This is a genomic window from Geodermatophilus tzadiensis, from assembly GCF_003002915.1.
Classification (GTDB): domain Bacteria; phylum Actinomycetota; class Actinomycetes; order Mycobacteriales; family Geodermatophilaceae; genus Geodermatophilus; species Geodermatophilus tzadiensis.
The window spans coordinates 110,612-129,526 of sequence record NZ_PVTG01000001.1; the positions used below are offsets into that span (position 1 = coordinate 110,612).

An 18,915-nucleotide genomic window follows, 5' to 3' on the forward strand; every position below is an offset into this window, starting at 1 on the left:
GTGTACTTCACCGACCGCGGGCTGGAGGAGCTGGCCGACCGGCGGGGCGAGGAGCAGGTCACCCTCGCCTGGCTGGCCGACCAGCTCCAGGCCTTCGTCGACCAGCACCCGGAGTTCGAGGTGCCGATCGAGCGGCTGGCCACCTGGCTGGCGCGCGGCGGCACCGACGACGTCGACGACGAGTGACGGCGATGATCAGGTGACCTGATCGTCGCGCGGAGCGCCTCCCCCGCACGCGCCTCCTCCGGCGGCACGCTGCGCACGTGCTCGGTCACTCGCACGCCCTCTCCGGTCTCGCCGTGGGCGCGGCGACCCTCCCCTGGGCGCCCGTCGACGGCGGCGTCGCCCAGGTGGCCTGGGTGGCCGCCGTCGGCGGGCTCGCGATGCTGCCCGACCTCGACCACTCCGGCTCCACGGTCTCGGACATGTGGGGACCGGTGACCGACGTCCCCTCCGGCGCGATCGGCCGGATCGCCGGCGGCCACCGCTGGGGCACCCACGACGCGCTGCTGGCCCCCGTCGCGTTCGGCGCGGTCGCCCTTGCCGCGGCCAGCCTCTACTGGTCCAGCCTGCTGGTCGTGGCGCTGGCAATCGGACTGGCGCTGCGCGCACTGCACTTCGTCATCCCCGGCCGCGCGGAGAACACCGTCGTCGGCAACCTGGTGCTCTCCTTCGGCGCGGCCTGGCTGCTGCTCGAGCACTCCCCGCAGCCGACCTGGCTGCCGTGGGCGGTCGCGCTCGGCGTGCTCACCCACGTCGCCGGCGACCTGGTCACCAAGCAGGGCGTGCCGGTGCCGGTGCTCTGGCTGCTCCGGCGCAAGCGGCTGGCGCTGACGCCGATGCGCACCGGGACGACGCTGGAGAAGGCCGTGCTGGCGCCGCTGTTCCTCGGCGTCGCGGTGTGGTTCGGCTACGCCAACACCGGCGCCCGGTCGGCGCTGGACCCCTACCTGCAGGCGCTGATGGACCTCGGGTAGCGCCCGCCCGGCCTCAGGCGCGGGTCATCGTCGACGCGTACCCGCCGCCCGGCCACGACCAGGCCCCGTCGTTGACCCGGCCGTCGGCGCTGAAGCGGCCCTCGAAGCGGGCCGGGGAGCCGGTGTCGCCGAACCAGATCGTGAGCAGGTCGCCCTCGACCCGGTAGGTGTACTCGAGCAGCTCCCCGCGCGAGCCGAAGAAGTGCGACCGGAGCTCGCCGCTGCTCTCGTCCCAGCCGATGTACTCCACCCCGCGGTCGTGCTCGTCGCCGTGGCGCAGGTCCACGTGCTGGACCAGCCAGCACCCGCCCGCCATCCACTCGTAGCGGACCTCGCCGCCCAGGCCGCCGGGGCCGGAGACGGTCCACGTGCCGACGAGGCGGTCGAGCGTGCGCAGCGCGGCCGCGCGGACGTCGCCGGCCTCGGGGGTGCTCGTGTCGGTGGTCATGGCCTGCTCCTCGCCCGGACGGGGCCCGGTGGGGTCGCGGGCCACACCAGGAGGACCGGCCGGCGGGCGCTCCCTCATCGGTGCGCGCGCCGGCCGGGGCGGCCCCTACACCGTGACGCGCTGCTCGCGGGCGCAGGCGCCGACGGCCTCGGCGACCGCGGTGGCCACCCGCCGGTCGAGCGGGCTGGGCACGATGTGGCCGGGCGCCAGGTCCTCGCCCACCACGCCGGCGATGGCCTCGGCGGCCGCCAGCTTCATGGCCTCGGTGATCGCGGTGGCGCCCGCGTCGATGGCGCCGCGGAAGACGCCGGGGAAGGCCAGCACGTTGTTGATCTGGTTGGGCAGGTCGCTGCGGCCGGTGGCCACGACCGCCGCGTGGCGCGCCGCCATCTCCGGGTCGACCTCGGGGGTGGGGTTGGCCAGCGAGAACACGATGCAGTCCGGCGCCATCGCCTCGATCGCCGCCTCCGGCACCGAGCCGCCGGACAGCCCGAGGTAGACGTCGGCGCCCTCGAGCGCACCGACCATCGTGCCCGCGTAGCCCGCGCGGTTGGTGTTCTCCGCGACCCACCGCTTGACCGGCGTCAGGTCCTCGCGGCCGGCGTGCACCACGCCCCGCGAGTCGGCCACGGCGACCTCACCGACCCCCGCCCCGAGCAGCATCTTCGTGCAGGCGATGCCGGCCGCACCGGCGCCGGAGACCACCACCCGCAGGTCACCGAGCTCCCGGCCGGTGACCCGCGCGGCGTTGCGCAGCGCGGCGAGCACGACGATCGCCGTCCCGTGCTGGTCGTCGTGCATGACCGGGATGTCGAGCCGCTCGCGCAGCCGGTCCTCGATCTCGAAGCAGCGCGGCGCGCTGATGTCCTCGAGGTTGATCCCGCCGAAGGACGGCGCGATGGCCGCCACCGTCTCGACGATCTGGTCGACGTCCGTGGTCGAGAGCACGACGGGCACCGAGGACAGCCCGGCGAACTCGCTGAACAGGCAGGCCTTGCCCTCCATCACCGGCAGTGCCGCGGCCGGGCCGATGTCGCCCAGGCCCAGGACGGCGGTGCCGTCGGACACCACCGCCACCACCCGCGACGCCCAGGTGAACCGGCGCGCCAGGGCCGGCTCGGCGGCGATCGCGCTGGAGACCCGGGCCACGCCGGGGGTGTAGGTGAGCGCGAGGTCCTCGCGTGACGCGATCCCGCGCAGCGGGCGGACGGCCAGCTTGCCGCCCTCGTGCACGGCGAACGCGGGGTCCTGCGTGAAGCGGTCGGGCACGGGGTCCTCTGCGGTGCGGTCGCCCGTGGTCCCGGTGGAGCCCGTTCCTGCGCCCATGGGCCCCAGAGGGTAGCCGGGTCGGGTCCCCCGCCGTCCGGCGTGCGGCCGCGGCGGCCGGCCCGGGCCTCGCTACCGTGCCGCCCGTGGACATCGCCCCGCTCGCCGTGCCGGACAGCTACGTGCTCGACCTGGTGCCGCACGGCGACGAGCGGGGCCGGTTCACCGAGTGGTACCGCGCCGACGTGCTCGCCGGGGCCACCGGGTGGGCGCTGCCGCTGGCGCAGGCGAACCACAGCGTGTCCGCCCGCGGCGTGCTGCGCGGCGTGCACTTCGCGCTCGTGCCGCCCGGTCAGGCCAAGTACGTCTACTGCCCGGCGGGCCGGGTGCTCGACGTGGTCGTCGACGTCCGGGTCGGCTCGCCGACCTTCGGCGTCAGCGACAGCGTCCTGCTCGAGGCCGGCCGGCCGCGCGCGGTGTTCCTCGCCGAGGGGCTCGGGCACGCCTTCGTGTCCCTGGAGGACCGGTCCTCGGTGACCTACCTGGTCTCCTCGGGGTACTCCCCCGGCCGCGAGTTCGGCGTCTCTCCGCTGGACCCCGACCTGGACCTGCCCTGGCCGGCCGACGTGGAGTTCGTGCTGTCGGACAAGGACCGCGGCGCGCCCACGCTCGCCGAGGCCCGCGAGCAGGGGCTGCTGCCGACCATGGCGGAGTGCGCCGCGCGCTACGCGGAGCTGCGCGGCTAGGTCGCGGAGCCGGACGGCGGGGTCGCGGGACCGGGCGCCGGCGCGGCCAGCCGGCCGGGCCGCGGCCGCAGCCGGGCGACGACGCGGCCGACGGCGACGGCGGGCCCGTAGGCGCGGCTGTCGTCGGTGACCAGCGGGTTGTCGCCCACGACCCACACCCGGTCGCCGGCGAGGGTCCGCTGCACCCGCTTGACCACCAGCAGGTCGGGCCGGGCCGGGAAGCGGGCCAGGACGACGTCGCCGGCGCGGGCCCGCCCGGGGGGCAGCCGGCGCACCAGGAGCCGGTCGCCGTGGCGCACCGTGGGCGACATCGACGGGCCGCTCACCCGGGCCAGCACCCAGGCGCTGAGCAGCGGGGGCACCGGTCCCGGGGCCTGACGCTCGGACGTGTCGGACCTGATCACCGCGAGTAGGGTCGCAGACGACCAGATCCCGCGACATCCGGAGGAAAGAGCATGCTGTTCAGCCGCGTGTTCTCCGCCGTGGAGGCCACCGCGCACTGCGACCTCCCCTGCGGCGTGTACGACCCGGCCCAGGCCCGCATCGAGGCGGAGTCCGTCAAGGCCATCCAGGAGAAGTACCAGGGCAGCGACGACGAGGTCTTCAAGATGCGCTGCGTGCTCATCAAGGAGCAGCGTTCCGACCTGGTCAAGCACCACCTGTGGGTGCTGTGGACCGACTACTTCAAGCCCCCGCACTTCGAGAAGTACCCGCAGCTGCACGAGCTGTTCAACAAGGCGACCAAGCAGGCCGGCGCGTCCGGCGGCAAGGGCAGCATGGACCCCGCCGAGGGCCAGAAGCTGCTCGACTACATCGCCGAGATCGACCGGATCTTCTGGGAGACCAAGGCCGCCGCGTAGGCGACCTCTCCGACACGACCGCGGCGGCCGGTGGACACCTGGTGTCCACCGGCCGCTGCCGTCCGCTCACCCGTCGCCCGTCGCCGGCGTCCCTGCGGGCGCCCGGACCGGCCCACTGCGGACCGGTACCGTCTGACGGCGATGCGCATCGACCCCGCCGGGTGGCCCTTCGTCACGGGGCCGCTGGCACCCGCCGCCCTGCTCGCCGCCGCCGGACGGTCCACCGGACGCCGGGGCCTCCGCCGGGCCGCCTGGCCGTTCCTGGCCCTGTCGGCCTACATGCTGCTGTTCTTCCGCGACCCGGAGCGGCAGTGCGACCGCGAGCAGCCCGCGGCCGACGTCGTCGTCTCCCCCGCCGACGGGATGGTCATGGTCGCCGGCGAGCCGCAGCAGGGCGTGGCCCCCGAGCCGGCGCCCGAGGGCGGCTGGCAGCAGGTCAGCGTGTTCCTGTCCGTGGTCGACGTGCACGTCAACCGCTCGCCCTACCGCGGCGAGGTGGTGGAGAGCTCCTACCGCAAGGGCAGCTTCCTGGCGGCCTACCGCGCGGAGTCGGCGCACCGCAACGAGCGCAGCGAGCTGTGGCTGCGCGAGGACCACCCGGACGGCGAGCGCACGGTCGTCTTCCGGCAGCTGGTCGGCGTGCTCGCCCGCCGCATCGTCACCCGCACCGGTGTCGGGCAGCGGCTGGCCACCGGGCAGCGGTTCGGGCTGATGAAGTTCGGCTCGCGGATGGACGTCTTCCTCCCGCGGGAGTGCACCCTCACCGTCAGCAAGGGTCAGCGCGTGCGCGGCGGGGAGACCGTCATCGCCCGCTGGCCCGCCGCCGGCTGAGGGGTCCGCTGTGCCCAGTTCCGCCTCGGGCGAGGGGCGGCCGCCGACCCGGCGCACGGCCACCGTCGAGTTCGTCCGGGGCTCGGTGCGCGGCAGCCGCCGCCGGGCACTGGCGACGCTGCCCAGCCTGTTCACCCTCGGCAACATGATGTGCGGCTTCGCCGCCATCCTGGTCGCCATCCGCGGCCAGTACTCCCTCGCCGCGGTGCTCATCGGCCTGTCGGTGCTCTTCGACATCGCCGACGGCGCGGTGGCCCGGCTGGTGCGCGCGGTCAGCGCCTTCGGCCTGCAGTTCGACTCGCTGGCCGACCTCGTCTCCTTCGGCCTGGCCCCCGCGCTGCTGGCGTTCACGTTGTTCTCCGAGGGCCGCGACGAGTGGGACCCGCTGGGCTGGGTGGTCTGCTTCCTGTGGGTGGCCTGCGCCGCCATCCGGCTGGCCCGGTTCAACACCACCATCGACCCGACGGCGGACAAGCGGTACTTCACCGGCATGCCCAGCCCCGGTGCGGCGGGGGTGGTGCTGGCCTCGGTGTTCGCCTTCGGCGGCCAGATGCAGGGCCGCGACCGGCTGTGGGTGCTGCTGATCGTCGCCGTCCCCGCGCTGCTGATGGTCAGCACCGTCCGGTTCCGCTCGTTCCGCTCGCTGGTCAGCCCGAAGAGCGGGCGGCCCTACGGCCTGGTCGCCGCCGCGGTCGCGCTGGTCGTCGGGTTCGCCACCGTCCCCGTCGTCACCGGCTGCGTGCTGGCCTACGGCTACCTGTTCGCGCCGGTGCTGGTGCCCCTGGTCTCCCCGCTGGGCCGGCTGGTGCCCGAGCGGCTCCGGGAGGTGCTCACGTGACGGTCCGCCCGGTCCGGCCGGACGACGTCCCGGCCGTCGTCGGCCTGGTGCGCGAGCTCGCCGACTACGAGGAGGCCGCCCACGAGGTGCGGCTGACCGAGGAGCAGCTCACCGCCGCGCTGTTCGGGCGGTCCCCGGCGCTGTTCGGTCACGTCGCCGAGGCCGGCGGGGCCGTCGTCGGCACGGCGCTGTGGTTCCTCACCTTCTCCACCTGGCGCGGCACCCACGGCATCCACCTGGAGGACCTCTACGTGCAGCCCGCGCACCGCGGCACCGGCCTGGGCCGGGAGCTGCTGCGGACGCTGGCGGCCACCTGCGTCGAGCGCGGCTACGACCGGCTGGAGTGGTCGGTGCTCGACTGGAACGAGCCCTCGATCGCCTTCTACCGGGCCGCCGGGGCCGTCCCGATGGACGGGTGGACGGTCTTCCGGCTCACCGACCACGCCCTGGCCGGCTTCGCCGCCGGCCCGGGCGGTAGGGCAGGCTGACGCCGTGACGACCGACCGCCGCCCCGCGGAGTGCTGGCTGACCGACATGGACGGCGTCCTGGTGCACGAGGGCCAGGCCCTCCCGGGTGCGGCGGAGTTCCTCGCCCGGCTGGTCGACACCGGGCGGCGCTTCCTCGTGCTCACCAACAACTCGATCTTCACGCCGCGCGACCTCGCCGCCCGGCTGTCGCGCTCCGGGCTGCAGGTGCCCGAGCAGTCGATCTGGACCTCGGCGCTGGCGACGGCGGACTTCCTGTCCTCCCAGCAGCCCGGCGGGTCGGCCTACGTCATCGGCGAGGCCGGGCTGACCACCGCGCTGTACGAGGCCGGCTACACGCTCACCGACACCGATCCCGACTACGTCGTCCTGGGCGAGACCCGCACCTACTCGTTCGAGGCGATCACCCGGGCGATCCGGCTCATCGGCGGGGGCGCACGCTTCATCGCCACCAACCCCGACGTCACCGGGCCCTCGCCGGAGGGTCCGCTGCCCGCCACCGGGTCGGTGGCCGCGATGATCACCGAGGCCACCCGCGCCAAGCCCTACTTCGTCGGCAAGCCCAACCCGATGATGTTCCGCAGCGCGATGAACCGGATCGAGGCGCACTCGGAGTCGACGGTGATGGTCGGCGACCGGATGGACACCGACGTGGTCGCCGGCATCGAGGCGGGGCTGGACACGATCCTGGTGCTCACCGGGTCGACCTCCGCGGCCGACGTCGCCCGCTTCCCGTTCCGGCCGGGCCGGGTGCTCGACTCGATCGCCGACGTCGTCGACCTCGTCTAGTCAGCGCCCGGAGAACGCCAGGCGGGCCTCGGGGGTGGCCAGCAGGTACAGCTCGGTGAGCGCCAGGACGATCAGCGGGATCCCCAGCAGCGGCTGCTGCCCGGGGAAGGCGGTGCTGTAGCCGAACAGGCCGAGCAGGATCTGCAGGACGACGACCGGGCCGCGCGACCAGCCGGCGACCCGCCGCAGTCCGGCCGCGGCGACCGCGAGCGCGACGCCGAAGCCCCCGACGTAGACCACCTCCGCCAGCGCCCGGCCCACGCTGTCGGGGTCGCTGGTGAGCGTCAGCCAGAGGACGACGAGCGCGGTGCCCAGCAGCAGCGCGGCCTCCACGGCGGCCACCAGCGCCGCCCGGCGGACGGCGACCGGCGCCTCGGGACCGGGGGCGCGCGGCGGGCGGGTCGAGGGCTGCGCGGCCCCGCCGAAGAGCCGCTCGGCCCTGCTCGGGCGGCGTGTCGCGTCCTCGTCCGTCACACCAGCGAGGCTACGCGTCACCGGCCACGGCAGGCCCCGCCCGGAACCGGTCGGCGGCGGTCCCGCTGGCTAGCCTGACCCCATGCGCGCGCTCGTGGTGGCCAACCCCGCGGCGACGACCACCACGGGCCGGGTGCGCGACGTCCTCCTGGGGGCGCTGGCCAGCGAGCTGAAGGTGGACCTCGCCGAGACCACCCACCGGGGCCACGCCCGGGAGCTGGGCCGCCAGGCACTCGACGACGGGGTCGACGTGGTCGTCGCGCTCGGCGGGGACGGCACCGTCAACGAGGTGGTCAACGGGCTGCTCGCCGAGGGCCCGGGCGCGCACGTGCCCATGCTGGCCGTCGTCCCCGGCGGCTCGACCAACGTGTTCTCCCGCGCGCTGGGCCGCTCCCGCGACCCGGTCGAGGCGACCGGCGAGATCCTCGACTCGCTGCGCTCCGGCCGCACCCGCCGGGTGTCGCTGGGGACGGCCAGCGCCCGCGGCACCAGCAGCGCCCCGGTGCGCGAGCCCGACCCCGCCGTGGCCGCGGCCGCCGCGACCGCGGACGCCGCGGCCGACCCGGGGTGGTCCGCGCCGCGCTGGTTCGTCTTCGCCGCCGGGATGGGCTTCGACGCCGACGTGATCTCCCGCGTGGAGGCGCAGCGGGCGCGCGGGCGGCGCTCCACCGGCGCGCTCTACGTCCGCGAGGCCACCCGCGCCTTCGTGCTCGGCCGGGAGCGGCGCCGTCCGGCCATGACGCTGACCCTGCCGGGCGAGGAGGACCTCGACGGCCTGTTCCTGTGCCTGGTCTCCAACGTCAGCCCGTGGACCTACCTGGGCGCCCGGCCGGTCAACCCGAGCCCCGAGGCCTCCTTCGACGCCGACCTCGACGTGTTCGCCCTGGGGCGCATGGGCGTGCTGCGGATGCTGCACCACTCGCGGCAGGTGCTCGCCCGCCGTCCCGACGCGCGCGGCCGCGGCGTGCACCGCCGCCACGACCTGCCCGAGCTGACCCTGACGGCGTCACGGCCGCAGGGCTGGCAGCTCGACGGCGACCACCTCGGGACGGCGACCGGGCTGCGCGTCCGGTCGGTGCCGGCCGCCCTCTCCGTCGTCGTCTGAGGCGCGACACGCGTGACCTGCGCCTACGCACGCCGGAGGGCCGGTGTCAAGCACGCCGGCCGCGCCGAGTGGCGCCCCTAGCACGGCCGTGGTGAGGTTGCTCACGAGGGGTCGGAACAGGGCCTCCACGCGCTTGACACGCGGTCCTCAGGTGAAAACATCGCGAGAGGAACGCAACCTGCCGGTAACAACGCGGTGGGTGGTCGCTGGGACGAGACGCTGGGACACCGGTGTCGCCTGCGCGAGTGGCCCGACGTCAGCGCTCTGCAGCACGACCGTAGCCGACACCGAGGAGTACACCGACATGGACTGGCGCCACCGCGCGCTCTGCCGGGACGAGGACCCCGAGCTGTTCTTCCCCATCGGGACGACCGGCCCCGCCCTCGTGCAGATCGAGCAGGCCAAGGCGATCTGCGGCCGCTGCTCGGTCGTCTCGTCCTGCCTGGACTGGGCCCTGAGCTCCGGTCAGGACTCCGGCGTGTGGGGCGGGCTGTCCGAGGACGAGCGGCGCGCTCTCAAGCGCCGTCAGTCCCGCGCCCGCATCCGCGCCTGACCGATCCGCGGCCGGCCTGAGCCGGCCCGCACGACGCCGAGAGGCCGGCACCCACCCGGGTGCCGGCCTCTCGGCGTCGCGGGCCGCTACCGGCGGGGACGGCCGGCACCGGGGAGGTCGAGCACGACCTCGGTGCCCGGACGGCCGGGGCCGGGCGGCTGCGCCGGCGTCGCGGTGTGCAGGGTCCCGCCCAGCTCGCTGGTGACCAGCGTCCGCACGATCTGCAGGCCCAGGCCGTCGCTGAGCGCCGGGTCGAACCCCTCGGGCAGCCCCTGGCCGTCGTCGCGCACCCGCACCACCAGGTCGTCGCCGTCGCGCTCGGCGACCAGCTCGATCGAGCCCGGCGGTCCGTCGGCCGGGAAGGCGTGCTCGGCGGCGTTGTGCAGCAGCTCGGTGACCGCCATGACCAGCGGCGTCGCGGTGGCCGCGGGCAGCTCGCCGAAGGCGCCCACCCGGCGGGTGCGCGCCGCCGGGCCGATCGAGGTGAGGTCACCGAGCATCGGCAGCACCTGGTCGAGCACGCCGTCGACGTCGACGACGTCCTCGCGGCTGCCGGCCAGCGTCTCGTGCACCACCGCGATCGAGGCCACCCGGCGCACCGACTCCTCCAGCGCGGCCCGCGCGGCCGGCTCGGTCATCCGCCGGGCCTGCAGCCGCAGCAGCGCGGCGACCGTCTGCAGGTTGTTCTTCACCCGGTGGTGGATCTCGCGGATGGTCGCGTCCTTGGTGAGCAGCGCGCGGTCGCGGCTGCGGAGGTCGGTGACGTCGCGGACGAGCACCAGGGCGCCCTCCTCGGCGCCCGGCGCCTGCAGGGGCAGTGCGCGCACCAGCAGCGTGGCGCTGCGGCCCTCGACGTCGGTGGGGTCGGGGAAGCGGCCGGCCACCGCCGCCGAGATGGCCGCCGCGACCGCCTCGCCGGCCACCCCGTCGGAAGCCGCCGACCGGGTCACCCGCGCCAGGTCGGCGCCGGCCAGGTCGCCGGTCACCCCGAGCCGCCGGAAGGCCGACAGCGCGTTGGGGCTGGCGTAGACGGCGCGGCCGGCGGCGTCCAGGCGCACCAGCCCGTCGCCCACCCGCGGGGTCAGCTCGCCGTCGAGCAGCTTCTCCGGGGGGAAGGTCCCGGCCGACACCATGAGGCAGAGGTCGGCGGCGATGTCGAGGTAGGTCAGCTCCAGGGTCGACGGCGACCGGGTGACGGCCAGGTTGGTGTCCTTGGCCAGCACCGCGACGACGACGCCGTCGTGCCGCACCGGGATGACCTCCCGCCGGCGCGGGCTGGCACCCGACCAGTCCGGGTCCCCCTCGGTCACCGGCCGGCCCTCGCGGTGAGCCAGCCGGAACGGCTCGGCGTCGGCGTCGGTGTCGTGGACCTCGCTGCCGACGAGGTCCTCGGGCTGGCTGGTCGGCGCCGTCAGCGGCCGCACCTGCGCCACGCACCACCAGGCCCCGGTGCGCAGCGGCACCCACAGCGTCAGGTCGGCGAAGGCCAGGTCGGCCAGCAGCTGCCAGTCGGCCACCAGCCGGCGGGCGTGGTCGACCTGCGACGGGGCGGACGCCGAGCCGCGGTGCAGGCGTTCGGAGAGGGTGCTCATGGTGCTGTCGAGGGTAGGTCGAGGGCGCCGGCGCACCCGCGGTACCGGTACGGCGACGTCCTCCTAGGCTCGGGAGCCGTGGCCGCGCCGTCCCCGCTCCCGCCCGTCACGGTCGAGGAGGCCGTGCCCGCCGACTTCGTGCGCATCGGCGCGCTGACCGCGGGGGTGTACCGCGACGAGGACCTGGCCTCCGAGCACTACCTGCCCGCGCTGGCCGACGTCGCCGGACGGGCCGGGCGCTCGACCCTGCTGGTGGCCCGGGACGGCGCCGCGCTGGTCGGGGCGGTGGCGCTGGTGCTGGACGGCGACTTCGGCGAGGTCACCGAGTCCGACGACGAGGCGGCGTTCCGGATGCTCGTCGTCGACCCGGCGGCGCGCGGCCGCGGGATCGGCGAGCTGCTCGTGCAGGAGTGCCTCGACCGCGCCCGGGCGGCGGGCAAGCGGCGCGTCGTCCTCTCCACCGACCCGCGGATGGCCGCGGCGCACCGCCTCTACCGGCGGCTCGGCTTCACCCGGCTGCCGGCACGCGACTGGTCGCCGGTGCCCGGCGTCGACCTCATGGTGTACGCGCTCGACCTCCGACCCCGGCCGGCCGGCTGACGCCCGCGGCCGCCGCCAGGGCGTCGAGCTCGTCGAGCACGTCGGCCAGCAGCACGTCGACGTCGGGCAGCAGCTCGGCGCAGGAGACCAGGCCCCAGTCGAGGCGGTCGAGGTAGCTCTGCACCGTGATGTTGAGCCCCTGCCCCTCGATGATCGTCGACACCGGGAAGTAGTGCTCGAGCCGGGCGCCGGCGGCGTAGAGCGGCGTGCGCGGGCCGGGCACGTTGGAGATGACGAGGTTGCCCGGCGAGAGCCGCGACCCCAGGCGCAGCCGGGCGCTGAGCCGCATGGCCCGCGCGAACACCGCCGGCGGCGGGAACTCCGCGAAGTCGGTGAGCCGCTCGGCGGGCAGCGCGGAGAACAGCTCCTTGCTGCTGGCCATCGACTCGTGCACGCGCCGGACCCGCCGCACCGGGTCGGGCTCGTCGGTGGGCAGGACCGCCGAGAGCATCGACACCCGGTTGGTCCAGCGGTCGGTCTCCTCCCCCGTCCGCACCGAGACGGGCACCAGCGCGACGAGCGGGTCGGCCGGCAGCGCGCCGCGGCGGTCGAGGAAGGTGCGCAGCCCGCCGGCGCACGCGGCCATGACGACGTCGTTCACCGTGACGCCGAGCGCCGACTTCACCTGCCGGACGACGTCGAGCGACGTCGAGCGGATGGCCAGCTTGCGGTGCGGCGTGATCGGCCCGTTGAAGGGCGTGCGCGGCGGCCGCACGCTCGGCAGGGACGCCGGGCGGTCGGGCTCCTCGGGGCGGGTGCGGCCGAGGTTGAGCACCGTGCCGAGCGGCCCGCGCAGGCTGCGGCGGACGTCGTTGGCGGCCCGGACCAGCACCGGGTTGCGCGTCGCCCGGCCGATCTCGCGGGCGGTGCGGGTGGCCAGGAGCACCCCGCGGGCCGGCTTGCGGGCCAGGCCGAGCGCGCCGCGGGCGAGCATCTCGAGGTCGCCGGGCGGCCGCTCGGGCGTCCACGGGTCCCCCTCGGGCGGCACCGTGCCGCCGTCCGGGCTGTCGTCGAGCATCAGCGTCATCAGCTCCACGCCCGAGGCCCCGTCGATGGTGGCGTGGTGGACGATCGTGAGGACGGCGAAGCGGCGGTCGGCCAGCCCCTCGATGACGTAGGACAGCCACAGCGGCTTGCGCCGGTCGAGGGGCCGGGAGACCAGGCGGCCGGCCAGCGCGGCGAGCTGGTCGTCGGTGCCCGGCGGCGGGACGGCCGTGTGGCGCACGTGGAAGTCGAGGTCGAAGGCGGCGTCGGCCACCCAGTACGGGTGGTCCAGGCCCAGCGGCACCTCGGCCAGCCGCCGGCGCAGCGGCTCGAGCAGGTGCAGCCGCTGCTGCAGCTGGCTCCGCCACGCGTCGTAGGGCCGGTAGTCGGGGGTGTCCGGGCGCGTGTAGACCGACAGGCTCGAGACGTGGCCGAACTGCGCGGACGTCTCCAGGTGCAGGAACGTCGCGTCCAGACCCGACAGCTGCTTCATCGCCGCTGGCCTCCTCGGGGCGACACGGGGACCCACCGGCGCCCCGCAGGGTGTGGCCGAGTGTGTCAGGCCTCACACTCGGCTGCGAGAGGTCGGCGACCGCCCCGGCCCCCACGGAGACGAGGACAGCTGATGCGCACTGCGGCGCTCCCCCGCACCCCGGCCGGCGAGGCTCCCCCGTGGCTGGGCGCCTCCCCGGTCGCCGCCCTGCTCGCGGCCCAGCGGCCGTGGCGCGAGGCGGCCGCGCTGGTGCGCTCGCCGGTCTGGCGGGGCCACGGCGTGCCCCACGGTGGCGGCCTGCCGGTGCTGCTGGTGCCCGGCTTCCTGACCGGCGACCCGTCGCTGGTGCTGCTCGACCGCTGGCTGCGGGCCCGGGGCTACCGGACGTGCACCTCGCAGATCCGGGTCAACGTCGACTGCACCGGCCTGGCGGTGGAGCGCCTGGAGCGCCGGCTGGTCGAGCTCACCGAGCGGACCGGGCGGCCGGCGGCGATCGTGGGGCAGAGCCGCGGCGGGCTGTTCGCCAAGCTGGTGGCCGTGCGGCGGCCCGACCTCGTCCGCGGGATCGTCACGCTGGGCAGCCCGAACGTCGACCACATGGCCATCAACCCCGTGGTCGCCGCCCAGGTGCGGCTGGTCGCGGCACTCGGCACCGCCGGCGTGCCGGGGCTGTTCCGCGACGACTGCGTGCGGGGCGGGTGCGCCGACGACCTCGCCGCCGAGCTCGACCGCCCCTTCCCCGCGCACGTCCCCTACGTCTCGGTGTACTCGCGCAGCGACTGGGTGGTCGACTGGCACGCGTGCCTGGACCCGGCCGCCGAGAACGTCGAGGTCGACTCCAGCCACATCGGCATGAGCGTGCACCCGGAGGTCTACCGGCTGCTCGGCCGGCGGCTGGCCGACCTGGCGGCGCGGACCGCGGCCCCGGCCTGAGCGGGGCCGCGGGTCAGTCGTCGGTGACGGTGGCGATGAGGTCGCCCTCCTGGAGCACCTCGCCCTCGACGACGTGCAGCTCCTGCACCACGCCGGCGCGCTCGGTGAGGACGGGGATCTCCATCTTCATCGACTCCAGGACCACCAGCGTGTCCCCCGCGGCGACCTCGGCCCCGGGCGCGACCAGCACCCGCCACACGCTGGAGACCATCTCGGCGTGGATCTCCTCGACCGCCACGCGGCACCTCCCTCGGGTCGGGTCCCCATCCAAGCAGTGACCCGGACGGGGGCGCGCCTCAGCTGCCGGGCGCGGGGTCGCCGTCGGCCAGCCGGCCGAGCACCGCGCAGACCTCCTCGCCGTCGTGCGGGACCCCGGTCTCGGGCAGTCCCGACAGCGCCGCGGCGGCCGCCCGGGCGGCGGTGGCGGTGTCGTCCCCGCCCGCGCTGACGGTGGCCAGCAGCGCGTCGTACCAGCCGTCGAGGCGGTCGCCGGGCTCGTAGCCGCTCACCGCGACCACCTCGGTGCGCCCGGCGGTGCCGCGCACCCGGCCGGAGTCCGGCAGCCACCCGGTGACCCGGCCGGCGCGGCCCGGCGGCAGGGTGGCGCGCAGCTGGACGGCGACGGCGGCGCGCGGGGGCCGCTCCTCGGGCGTGCGGCGGCGCGGCCCGCGCTCGCCGGCGGCCGCGGCCAGCGCGAGGTCGACGGCGTCCACCCGGTGCGCGCGCTCGAGCACCGCCATGTCGAGGGAGAAGCCGGCCGCGATCTCACCCAGCTCGCCGTCCTCGGAGACGCCCACGGTGACCAGGCCGCGCCAGCCGACCTCGGCCAGCCGCTTGGCGCCGGGCGGCACCTCCAGCGGCGGCTCGGGGGTCCAGGACACCCGCGCGGTGCCGGCGGCCCGGTCGCGGGCCACCGGGGTCGGGTAGCGCAGGCCCTCGTCGGTGACCAGCGCCAGCAGGCCGTGCTCGCTGGCCGGCTCGACGCCGTCCCCGCCGAGCCGCTCGAGCACCTCGGCCGGCGGGCCGATCCAGGTCAGCCCGGCGGCGGCCACCTCACCGGCCAGCGCGGCGTTGCCGGCCAGCGCCGGCGGCACCGGCAGGACGGCGGCCACCCCGCTGCGGCGGGCGGCCTCGACGATCCGGTCGACGGCGAGGTAGGACTCCACCGCGGGCGCCGGGCCGAGCAGCACCGCGTCGTCGGCCAGCCGCACGTGCCGGGCCGACCGCTCGGCCTCGGAGTAGACGGCCACCGACTTCACGTCGAGCCGGGAGCAGGCCGCGACGACCGCGCACGCCGCGGGCCCGCGGCCCGCCACGAGCACGCTCTCGATCCCGTGCTGGGCCACGCCGTTCCCCTCGTCCCTGGCGGGAGCCCCGTCGCCCCCTCCCCCGGCCATGGTGCCCCGCGGTCCCGACACCCGGGGCACCGGCCGGGGTGTGCCCACCCTCTTGTGGGACCCTGGGGCCAGTCCCGGCGGTCCCCGCCGACCACCCGACGACGAGGAGAGGAGGGCAGCGATGTCCAAGCGTGGACGCAAGCGGCGCTCCCGCAAGGGGAACAAGGCCAACCACGGCAAGCGCCCCAACGCCTGAACGCACGAGCCCCGCTCCGGAGATCCGGAGCGGGGCCTCGTGTGTGTGGCCCTCCTGCAGGGGCCCGCCGCGAGCGTGCGAGCGGTGGGGGGCAGGAGGGTCCTTCCTCTAGTCCTCGGTGGACCAGTCGGTGCGGACCACCTCGGTGCGCACCTGCTCGACGCTCACCTGCGTGCCGTCCTCCTCGAAGGAGACGCGGGTCAGCTGCAGCTTGATCCGGTCCTTGAGCCCGATCGGCGGCTTGTCCCCGCCGCAGCGGCGCCGGACCAGGGCCTTGAACTCCTGCTCGATGCCGAACTGCCGCAGGCACGGCGAGCAGTCCTCGAGGTGCTCGGCGATGACCTCGCGGCGGGCGTCGTCCGTCTCGTGGTCGAGGAACTCGAAGACGTGCGACAGCACGTCGTCGCACGAGGAGATCTCGAGCGGGTGCTCCTGCTCGGTGCTCACGACCCGGCCCCCTCTCCGGCGCCGGCGCGGACGAAGCCGCGCTCGCGGGCGTAGTCGGCCAGCAGCTTCTGCAGCCCCCGCCGGCCGCGGTGCAGCCGGGACATCACCGTGCCGATGGGCGTGCCCATGATCTCGGCGATCTCCTTGTAGGCGAAGCCCTCGACGTCGGCGAGGTACACCGCCAGCCGGAAGTCCTCCGGCAGCTGCTGCAGCGCGTCCTTGATGTCGGAGTCGGGCAGGTGGTCCAGCGCCTCGATCTCGGCCGAGCGCAGGCCGCTGGAGCTGTGCTCCTCGGCGGCGTAGAGCTGCCAGTCCTGCACCTGGTCGGTGGGGTACTGCTGCGGCTGCCGCTGCTTCTTGCGGTAGCTGTTGATGTAGGTGTTGGTCAGGATCCGGTACAGCCAGGCCTTGAGGTTGGTGCCCTCGGCGAACTGGTGGAACGCGGAGTAGGCCTTGACGAACGTCTCCTGGACCAGGTCCTCGGCGTCGGCGGGGTTGCGGGTCATCCGCAGGGCCGCCGGGTAGAGCTGGTCGAGGAAGGGCAGCGCGTCGCGCTCGAACCGGGCGTCGCGCTCGGCGCGGGTCTCGGCGACCTCGGTGCGGCTGCCGCCCTCGCGGGCCTCGGGCACCTCGACGGGCGCCCCCACGACCTGCGGGGTCTCGGCGGGCTCGACGGCGGGGTTCCCGCCTGCGGACTCCTCAGGCACCGACCGTCCTCTCTGTGGCACCCGGAGGCGGGCCGCCACGTCGGTCGATCCTAGTCGCGCGGCGTCGGGCCGGCCCGGGGGCCGCCGGCGCGGGGCCCGGCTGCGGGCGCTGGAGACGGTGCTGCTCACGGTCCCTGCAACGGTGCCCGCGGGGAGGGTCATTCCCGTCGCGGGAACTCGGCGGCGGCCGCCCGGCCTGCTGGATACAGTGCCCGGCCGTGGCGGCGACCCCCGCGGTGCGGGCCCTGGAGAAGGCCCGTGTGGCGCACACCCTGCACCCCTACGACCCCGAGCACCCCGGCGACCAGGGCCACGGCGAGGCCGCGGTGGCCGCGCTCGGCGCCGACCCGCGCCAGGTGTTCAAGACGCTGGTCACCCGGGTCGACGGCACGCTCACCGTGGCTCTGGTCCCGGTGAGCGGCAGCCTCGACCTCAAGGCCCTGGCCGCGGCGGCCGGCGGGCGCAGGGCGGCGATGGCCGACCCCGCCGACGCCGAGCGCACCACCGGCTACGTCGTCGGCGGGATCAGCCCGCTCGGGCAGCGGAAGGCGCTGCCGACGGTGGTCGACGAGACGGCGCTGGGGTTCGCGACCGTGCTGGTGAGCGCCGGTCGTCGCGGGCTCCAGGTGGAGCTGCCCCCGGCCGACCTGGTCCGCCTCACCCGCGCCCGCACCGCCCCCATCGCGCGCTAGCGGCTCGGAGCGCCGTAGGGGGTGAGCAGCTGGTCGACCGGGGCGCTGTCGTCGGTGAGCACCTGCGCGTCCCCGGCGAAGGCGGCCACCTCGCCGGCGGAGGCGACCTGCCAGGTGGAGTCCTGCGCCCGCAGCGCCCCGGCGACGGCCGCCTCGTCGAGCGACCGGTGCGACGCGACGGCGACCAGGTTGCCGCCGTCCTCCCCGGCGAGCACCGGGGCGCGGGCGAGCAGCAGCACGTGCGGCCAGACCTGCCGCATGGTGGCCAGCTCCGCGCGCACGAAGCCCAGCGGCGGGTGGTCGATGAGGTTGGCGACGTAGACGCCGTCGTGGGTGAGCGCGCGGTCGACCAGGCCGAGCGCCTCGACGGTGGTCAGCTGCCAGGGCACCGACAGGCCGCCGAAGGCGTCGCCGACGACGAGGTCGCGGGTGCCCGCGGTCTCGGCGTCCAGCCCGACCCGGGCGTCGCCGACCCGCACCTCGAGGTCGGCGGACTCCACCAGCCCGAGCTGCTCGCGGTCGATCTCGACCACGCCGGGGTCCACCTCCAGCACGCGGCTGACCGTGCCGGGGCGCACCTCGGCCAGGTAGCGCGGCACCGTGGCCCCGCCGCCGCCCAGGTGCAGCGCCGACAGCGGCTCTCCCGCCGGCGCCATCACGTCGGTCACCGCCGCGATCGCCTGCACGTACGCGAACTCCAGGTGCGTGGGGTCGTCGAGGTCGACGTAGGAGTGCCGCAGCGTGTCGAGCACCAGGACCCGGCCGCCGTCCCGCTCGGGGTCGGCCACCACGCGGGCGCAGTGGTAGGCGGTCTCCTCCTCGCACGGCGTCGGCGCGACCGCCGCCAGCAGCGACCCGGCGACGGCGAGCAGGAGCAGCCCCGCCGGTACCCGGCCCGCCCCGCCGCCGGCGCCGCGGCGCAGCAGCACCCCGACCGCGATCCCGGCGACGACGGTGACCAGCCCGGTGCCCACCAGGATGCCGCTGCTGGGGAACACGGCGATGAGCAGGAACCCGGTGACGAAGGTGGCCGCGATCCCGCCGAGCGTGCCGATGCCCGAGAGCCGGCCGACCACGGCGCCGGTCTCGTCGAGGCTGGCCAGCTGCAGCTTGACCACCATGGGCGGCACCGCGGACAGCAGCGCCGCGGGCACCACCACGGCGACGGCGGCCAGCAGCAGCACCCCGCCGGCGTCGGCGCCGGTGAGCAGCGACCCGGTGAAGCGGACGAGCGGGAGCACGGCGACCACCAGCGCCCCGCCGGCCACCAGCAGCGGCGCGATCAGCCGCCGCGGGTCGGTGCGGTCGGCCGTGGCGCCACCGGCCCAGGCGCCCATCGCGATCGCCGCCAGCGCGAAGCCGATGATCGCGGTGTTGGTCTGCAGCGTGATGCCGACGTAGGGCGCGATGAGCCGCAGCCCGACGATCTCGAGCACCAGAACCGCGCCGGAGGCCAGGAAGGTGACGCCGGCCGCCACCCAGCCGGGCAGCGCGCCGCCCG

The 18,915-nt window shown here is 75.8% G+C and carries 25 protein-coding genes; 14 read left to right on the plus strand and 11 right to left on the minus strand.

Going from position 1 to position 18,915, the window contains the following annotated elements; genetic code table 11:
• Both LY71_RS00480 and LY71_RS00485 read left to right on the plus strand, forming a co-directional pair.
• Positions 1-186, plus strand: coding sequence for a DUF6104 family protein (locus LY71_RS00480; RefSeq protein ID WP_106275039.1), 186 nt, complete (start codon positions 1-3; stop codon positions 184-186).
• A 77-nt stretch (positions 187-263) separates the two neighbouring features.
• A complete protein-coding gene (locus tag LY71_RS00485) occupies positions 264-977 on the plus strand; it encodes a metal-dependent hydrolase (RefSeq protein ID WP_106275040.1) in 714 nt (237 codons plus the stop codon).
• Between the two features lie 13 nt (positions 978-990).
• On the opposite strand, the gene LY71_RS00490 is transcribed toward LY71_RS00485, so the two are convergent.
• The gene (locus tag LY71_RS00490) at positions 991-1,425 is read right to left on the minus strand and encodes a hypothetical protein (protein WP_106275442.1); all 435 of its coding nucleotides are present in this window, start codon (positions 1,423-1,425) and stop codon (positions 991-993) included.
• A gap of 105 nt (positions 1,426-1,530) precedes the next feature.
• Positions 1,531-2,751 carry an NAD(P)-dependent malic enzyme gene (locus LY71_RS00495; protein WP_106275041.1) on the minus strand — a complete coding sequence of 407 codons (1,221 nt, stop codon included), beginning with the start codon at positions 2,749-2,751 and terminating at the stop codon, positions 1,531-1,533.
• A gap of 86 nt (positions 2,752-2,837) precedes the next feature.
• On the opposite strand from LY71_RS00495, the gene LY71_RS00500 reads away from it, so the two are divergent.
• Positions 2,838-3,437: a dTDP-4-dehydrorhamnose 3,5-epimerase family protein gene (locus LY71_RS00500; protein WP_106275042.1), complete on the plus strand. Its 600-nt coding sequence runs from the start codon at positions 2,838-2,840 to the stop codon at positions 3,435-3,437.
• Here LY71_RS00500 and LY71_RS00505 read toward each other — a convergent pair.
• Complete coding sequence (locus LY71_RS00505) at positions 3,434-3,841, minus strand: S26 family signal peptidase (protein WP_106275043.1); 408 nt, start codon at positions 3,839-3,841, stop codon at positions 3,434-3,436. The two genes, LY71_RS00500 and LY71_RS00505, sit on opposite strands and share 4 nt — an antisense overlap.
• A gap of 51 nt (positions 3,842-3,892) precedes the next feature.
• On the opposite strand from LY71_RS00505, the gene sodN reads away from it, so the two are divergent.
• The 5 genes from sodN to LY71_RS00530 all read left to right on the plus strand — a co-directional run bounded on the left by sodN (position 3,893) and on the right by LY71_RS00530 (position 7,241).
• Entirely contained in the window at positions 3,893-4,297 is a 405-nt protein-coding gene (gene sodN / locus LY71_RS00510; protein WP_106275044.1) for a superoxide dismutase, Ni, read from the plus strand.
• A gap of 141 nt (positions 4,298-4,438) precedes the next feature.
• Positions 4,439-5,128, plus strand: coding sequence for a phosphatidylserine decarboxylase (locus LY71_RS00515; protein ID WP_106275045.1), 690 nt, complete (start codon positions 4,439-4,441; stop codon positions 5,126-5,128).
• Between the two features lie 10 nt (positions 5,129-5,138).
• A complete protein-coding gene (gene pssA / locus LY71_RS00520) occupies positions 5,139-5,966 on the plus strand; it encodes a CDP-diacylglycerol--serine O-phosphatidyltransferase (protein WP_106275046.1) in 828 nt (275 codons plus the stop codon).
• Positions 5,963-6,454 carry a GNAT family N-acetyltransferase gene (locus LY71_RS00525; RefSeq protein WP_106275047.1) on the plus strand — a complete coding sequence of 164 codons (492 nt, stop codon included), beginning with the start codon at positions 5,963-5,965 and terminating at the stop codon, positions 6,452-6,454. The genes pssA and LY71_RS00525 overlap by 4 nt, the downstream gene beginning before the upstream one ends.
• 4 nt (positions 6,455-6,458) lie before the next feature.
• On the plus strand, positions 6,459-7,241 hold the full coding sequence (locus LY71_RS00530; RefSeq protein WP_211297074.1) for an HAD-IIA family hydrolase: 783 nt from the start codon (positions 6,459-6,461) through the stop codon (positions 7,239-7,241).
• On the opposite strand, the gene LY71_RS00535 is transcribed toward LY71_RS00530, so the two are convergent.
• The gene (locus LY71_RS00535) at positions 7,242-7,715 is read right to left on the minus strand and encodes a hypothetical protein (RefSeq protein WP_106275048.1); all 474 of its coding nucleotides are present in this window, start codon (positions 7,713-7,715) and stop codon (positions 7,242-7,244) included.
• Between the two features lie 82 nt (positions 7,716-7,797).
• On the opposite strand from LY71_RS00535, the gene LY71_RS00540 reads away from it, so the two are divergent.
• Positions 7,798-8,820 (plus strand): diacylglycerol/lipid kinase family protein, encoded by a 1,023-nt coding sequence (locus tag LY71_RS00540; protein WP_106275049.1) that lies wholly within the window; start codon positions 7,798-7,800, stop codon positions 8,818-8,820.
• A 304-nt stretch (positions 8,821-9,124) separates the two neighbouring features.
• Positions 9,125-9,373 (plus strand): WhiB family transcriptional regulator, encoded by a 249-nt coding sequence (locus tag LY71_RS00545; protein WP_106275050.1) that lies wholly within the window; start codon positions 9,125-9,127, stop codon positions 9,371-9,373.
• An 86-nt stretch (positions 9,374-9,459) separates the two neighbouring features.
• On the opposite strand, the gene LY71_RS00550 is transcribed toward LY71_RS00545, so the two are convergent.
• Positions 9,460-10,965: a sensor histidine kinase gene (locus tag LY71_RS00550; protein ID WP_106275051.1), complete on the minus strand. Its 1,506-nt coding sequence runs from the start codon at positions 10,963-10,965 to the stop codon at positions 9,460-9,462.
• Between the two features lie 78 nt (positions 10,966-11,043).
• Between LY71_RS00550 and LY71_RS00555 the strand changes: the two genes are divergently transcribed.
• On the plus strand, positions 11,044-11,565 hold the full coding sequence (locus LY71_RS00555) for a GNAT family N-acetyltransferase (protein ID WP_106275052.1): 522 nt from the start codon (positions 11,044-11,046) through the stop codon (positions 11,563-11,565).
• Here LY71_RS00555 and LY71_RS00560 read toward each other — a convergent pair.
• Complete coding sequence (locus tag LY71_RS00560) at positions 11,522-13,042, minus strand: WS/DGAT/MGAT family O-acyltransferase (protein ID WP_106275053.1); 1,521 nt, start codon at positions 13,040-13,042, stop codon at positions 11,522-11,524. The genes LY71_RS00555 and LY71_RS00560 overlap by 44 nt on opposite strands.
• Positions 13,043-13,174: 132 nt before the next feature.
• Between LY71_RS00560 and LY71_RS00565 the strand changes: the two genes are divergently transcribed.
• Positions 13,175-13,975, plus strand: coding sequence for an alpha/beta hydrolase (locus tag LY71_RS00565; RefSeq protein WP_211297075.1), 801 nt, complete (start codon positions 13,175-13,177; stop codon positions 13,973-13,975).
• A 13-nt stretch (positions 13,976-13,988) separates the two neighbouring features.
• On the opposite strand, the gene LY71_RS00570 is transcribed toward LY71_RS00565, so the two are convergent.
• Both LY71_RS00570 and LY71_RS00575 read right to left on the minus strand, forming a co-directional pair.
• Positions 13,989-14,213: a biotin/lipoyl-binding carrier protein gene (locus LY71_RS00570; RefSeq protein ID WP_106275054.1), complete on the minus strand. Its 225-nt coding sequence runs from the start codon at positions 14,211-14,213 to the stop codon at positions 13,989-13,991.
• Between the two features lie 58 nt (positions 14,214-14,271).
• The gene (locus LY71_RS00575; protein WP_106275055.1) at positions 14,272-15,321 is read right to left on the minus strand and encodes a biotin carboxylase N-terminal domain-containing protein; all 1,050 of its coding nucleotides are present in this window, start codon (positions 15,319-15,321) and stop codon (positions 14,272-14,274) included.
• Positions 15,322-15,493: 172 nt separating this feature from the next.
• Between LY71_RS00575 and LY71_RS24630 the strand changes: the two genes are divergently transcribed.
• Complete coding sequence (locus tag LY71_RS24630; protein ID WP_014377707.1) at positions 15,494-15,568, plus strand: 50S ribosomal protein bL37; 75 nt, start codon at positions 15,494-15,496, stop codon at positions 15,566-15,568.
• A 108-nt stretch (positions 15,569-15,676) separates the two neighbouring features.
• Here LY71_RS24630 and rsrA read toward each other — a convergent pair whose 3' ends face one another.
• Both rsrA and LY71_RS00590 read right to left on the minus strand, forming a co-directional pair.
• The gene (gene rsrA, locus LY71_RS00585) at positions 15,677-16,015 is read right to left on the minus strand and encodes a mycothiol system anti-sigma-R factor (RefSeq protein ID WP_106275057.1); all 339 of its coding nucleotides are present in this window, start codon (positions 16,013-16,015) and stop codon (positions 15,677-15,679) included.
• Positions 16,012-16,722, minus strand: a complete 711-nt coding sequence (locus LY71_RS00590) for a sigma-70 family RNA polymerase sigma factor (protein ID WP_281261572.1) — start codon at positions 16,720-16,722, stop codon at positions 16,012-16,014. Before LY71_RS00590 ends, rsrA begins: the two co-directional genes overlap by 4 nt.
• Before the next feature lie 218 nt (positions 16,723-16,940).
• On the opposite strand from LY71_RS00590, the gene ybaK reads away from it, so the two are divergent.
• Positions 16,941-17,414, plus strand: coding sequence for a Cys-tRNA(Pro) deacylase (gene ybaK / locus LY71_RS00595; RefSeq protein WP_106275059.1), 474 nt, complete (start codon positions 16,941-16,943; stop codon positions 17,412-17,414).
• On the opposite strand, the gene LY71_RS00600 is transcribed toward ybaK, so the two are convergent.
• Positions 17,411-18,892 carry a fused MFS/spermidine synthase gene (locus LY71_RS00600; RefSeq protein ID WP_245887568.1) on the minus strand — a complete coding sequence of 494 codons (1,482 nt, stop codon included), beginning with the start codon at positions 18,890-18,892 and terminating at the stop codon, positions 17,411-17,413. The genes ybaK and LY71_RS00600 overlap by 4 nt on opposite strands.
• Between the last annotated feature and the right edge of the window lie 23 nt (positions 18,893-18,915).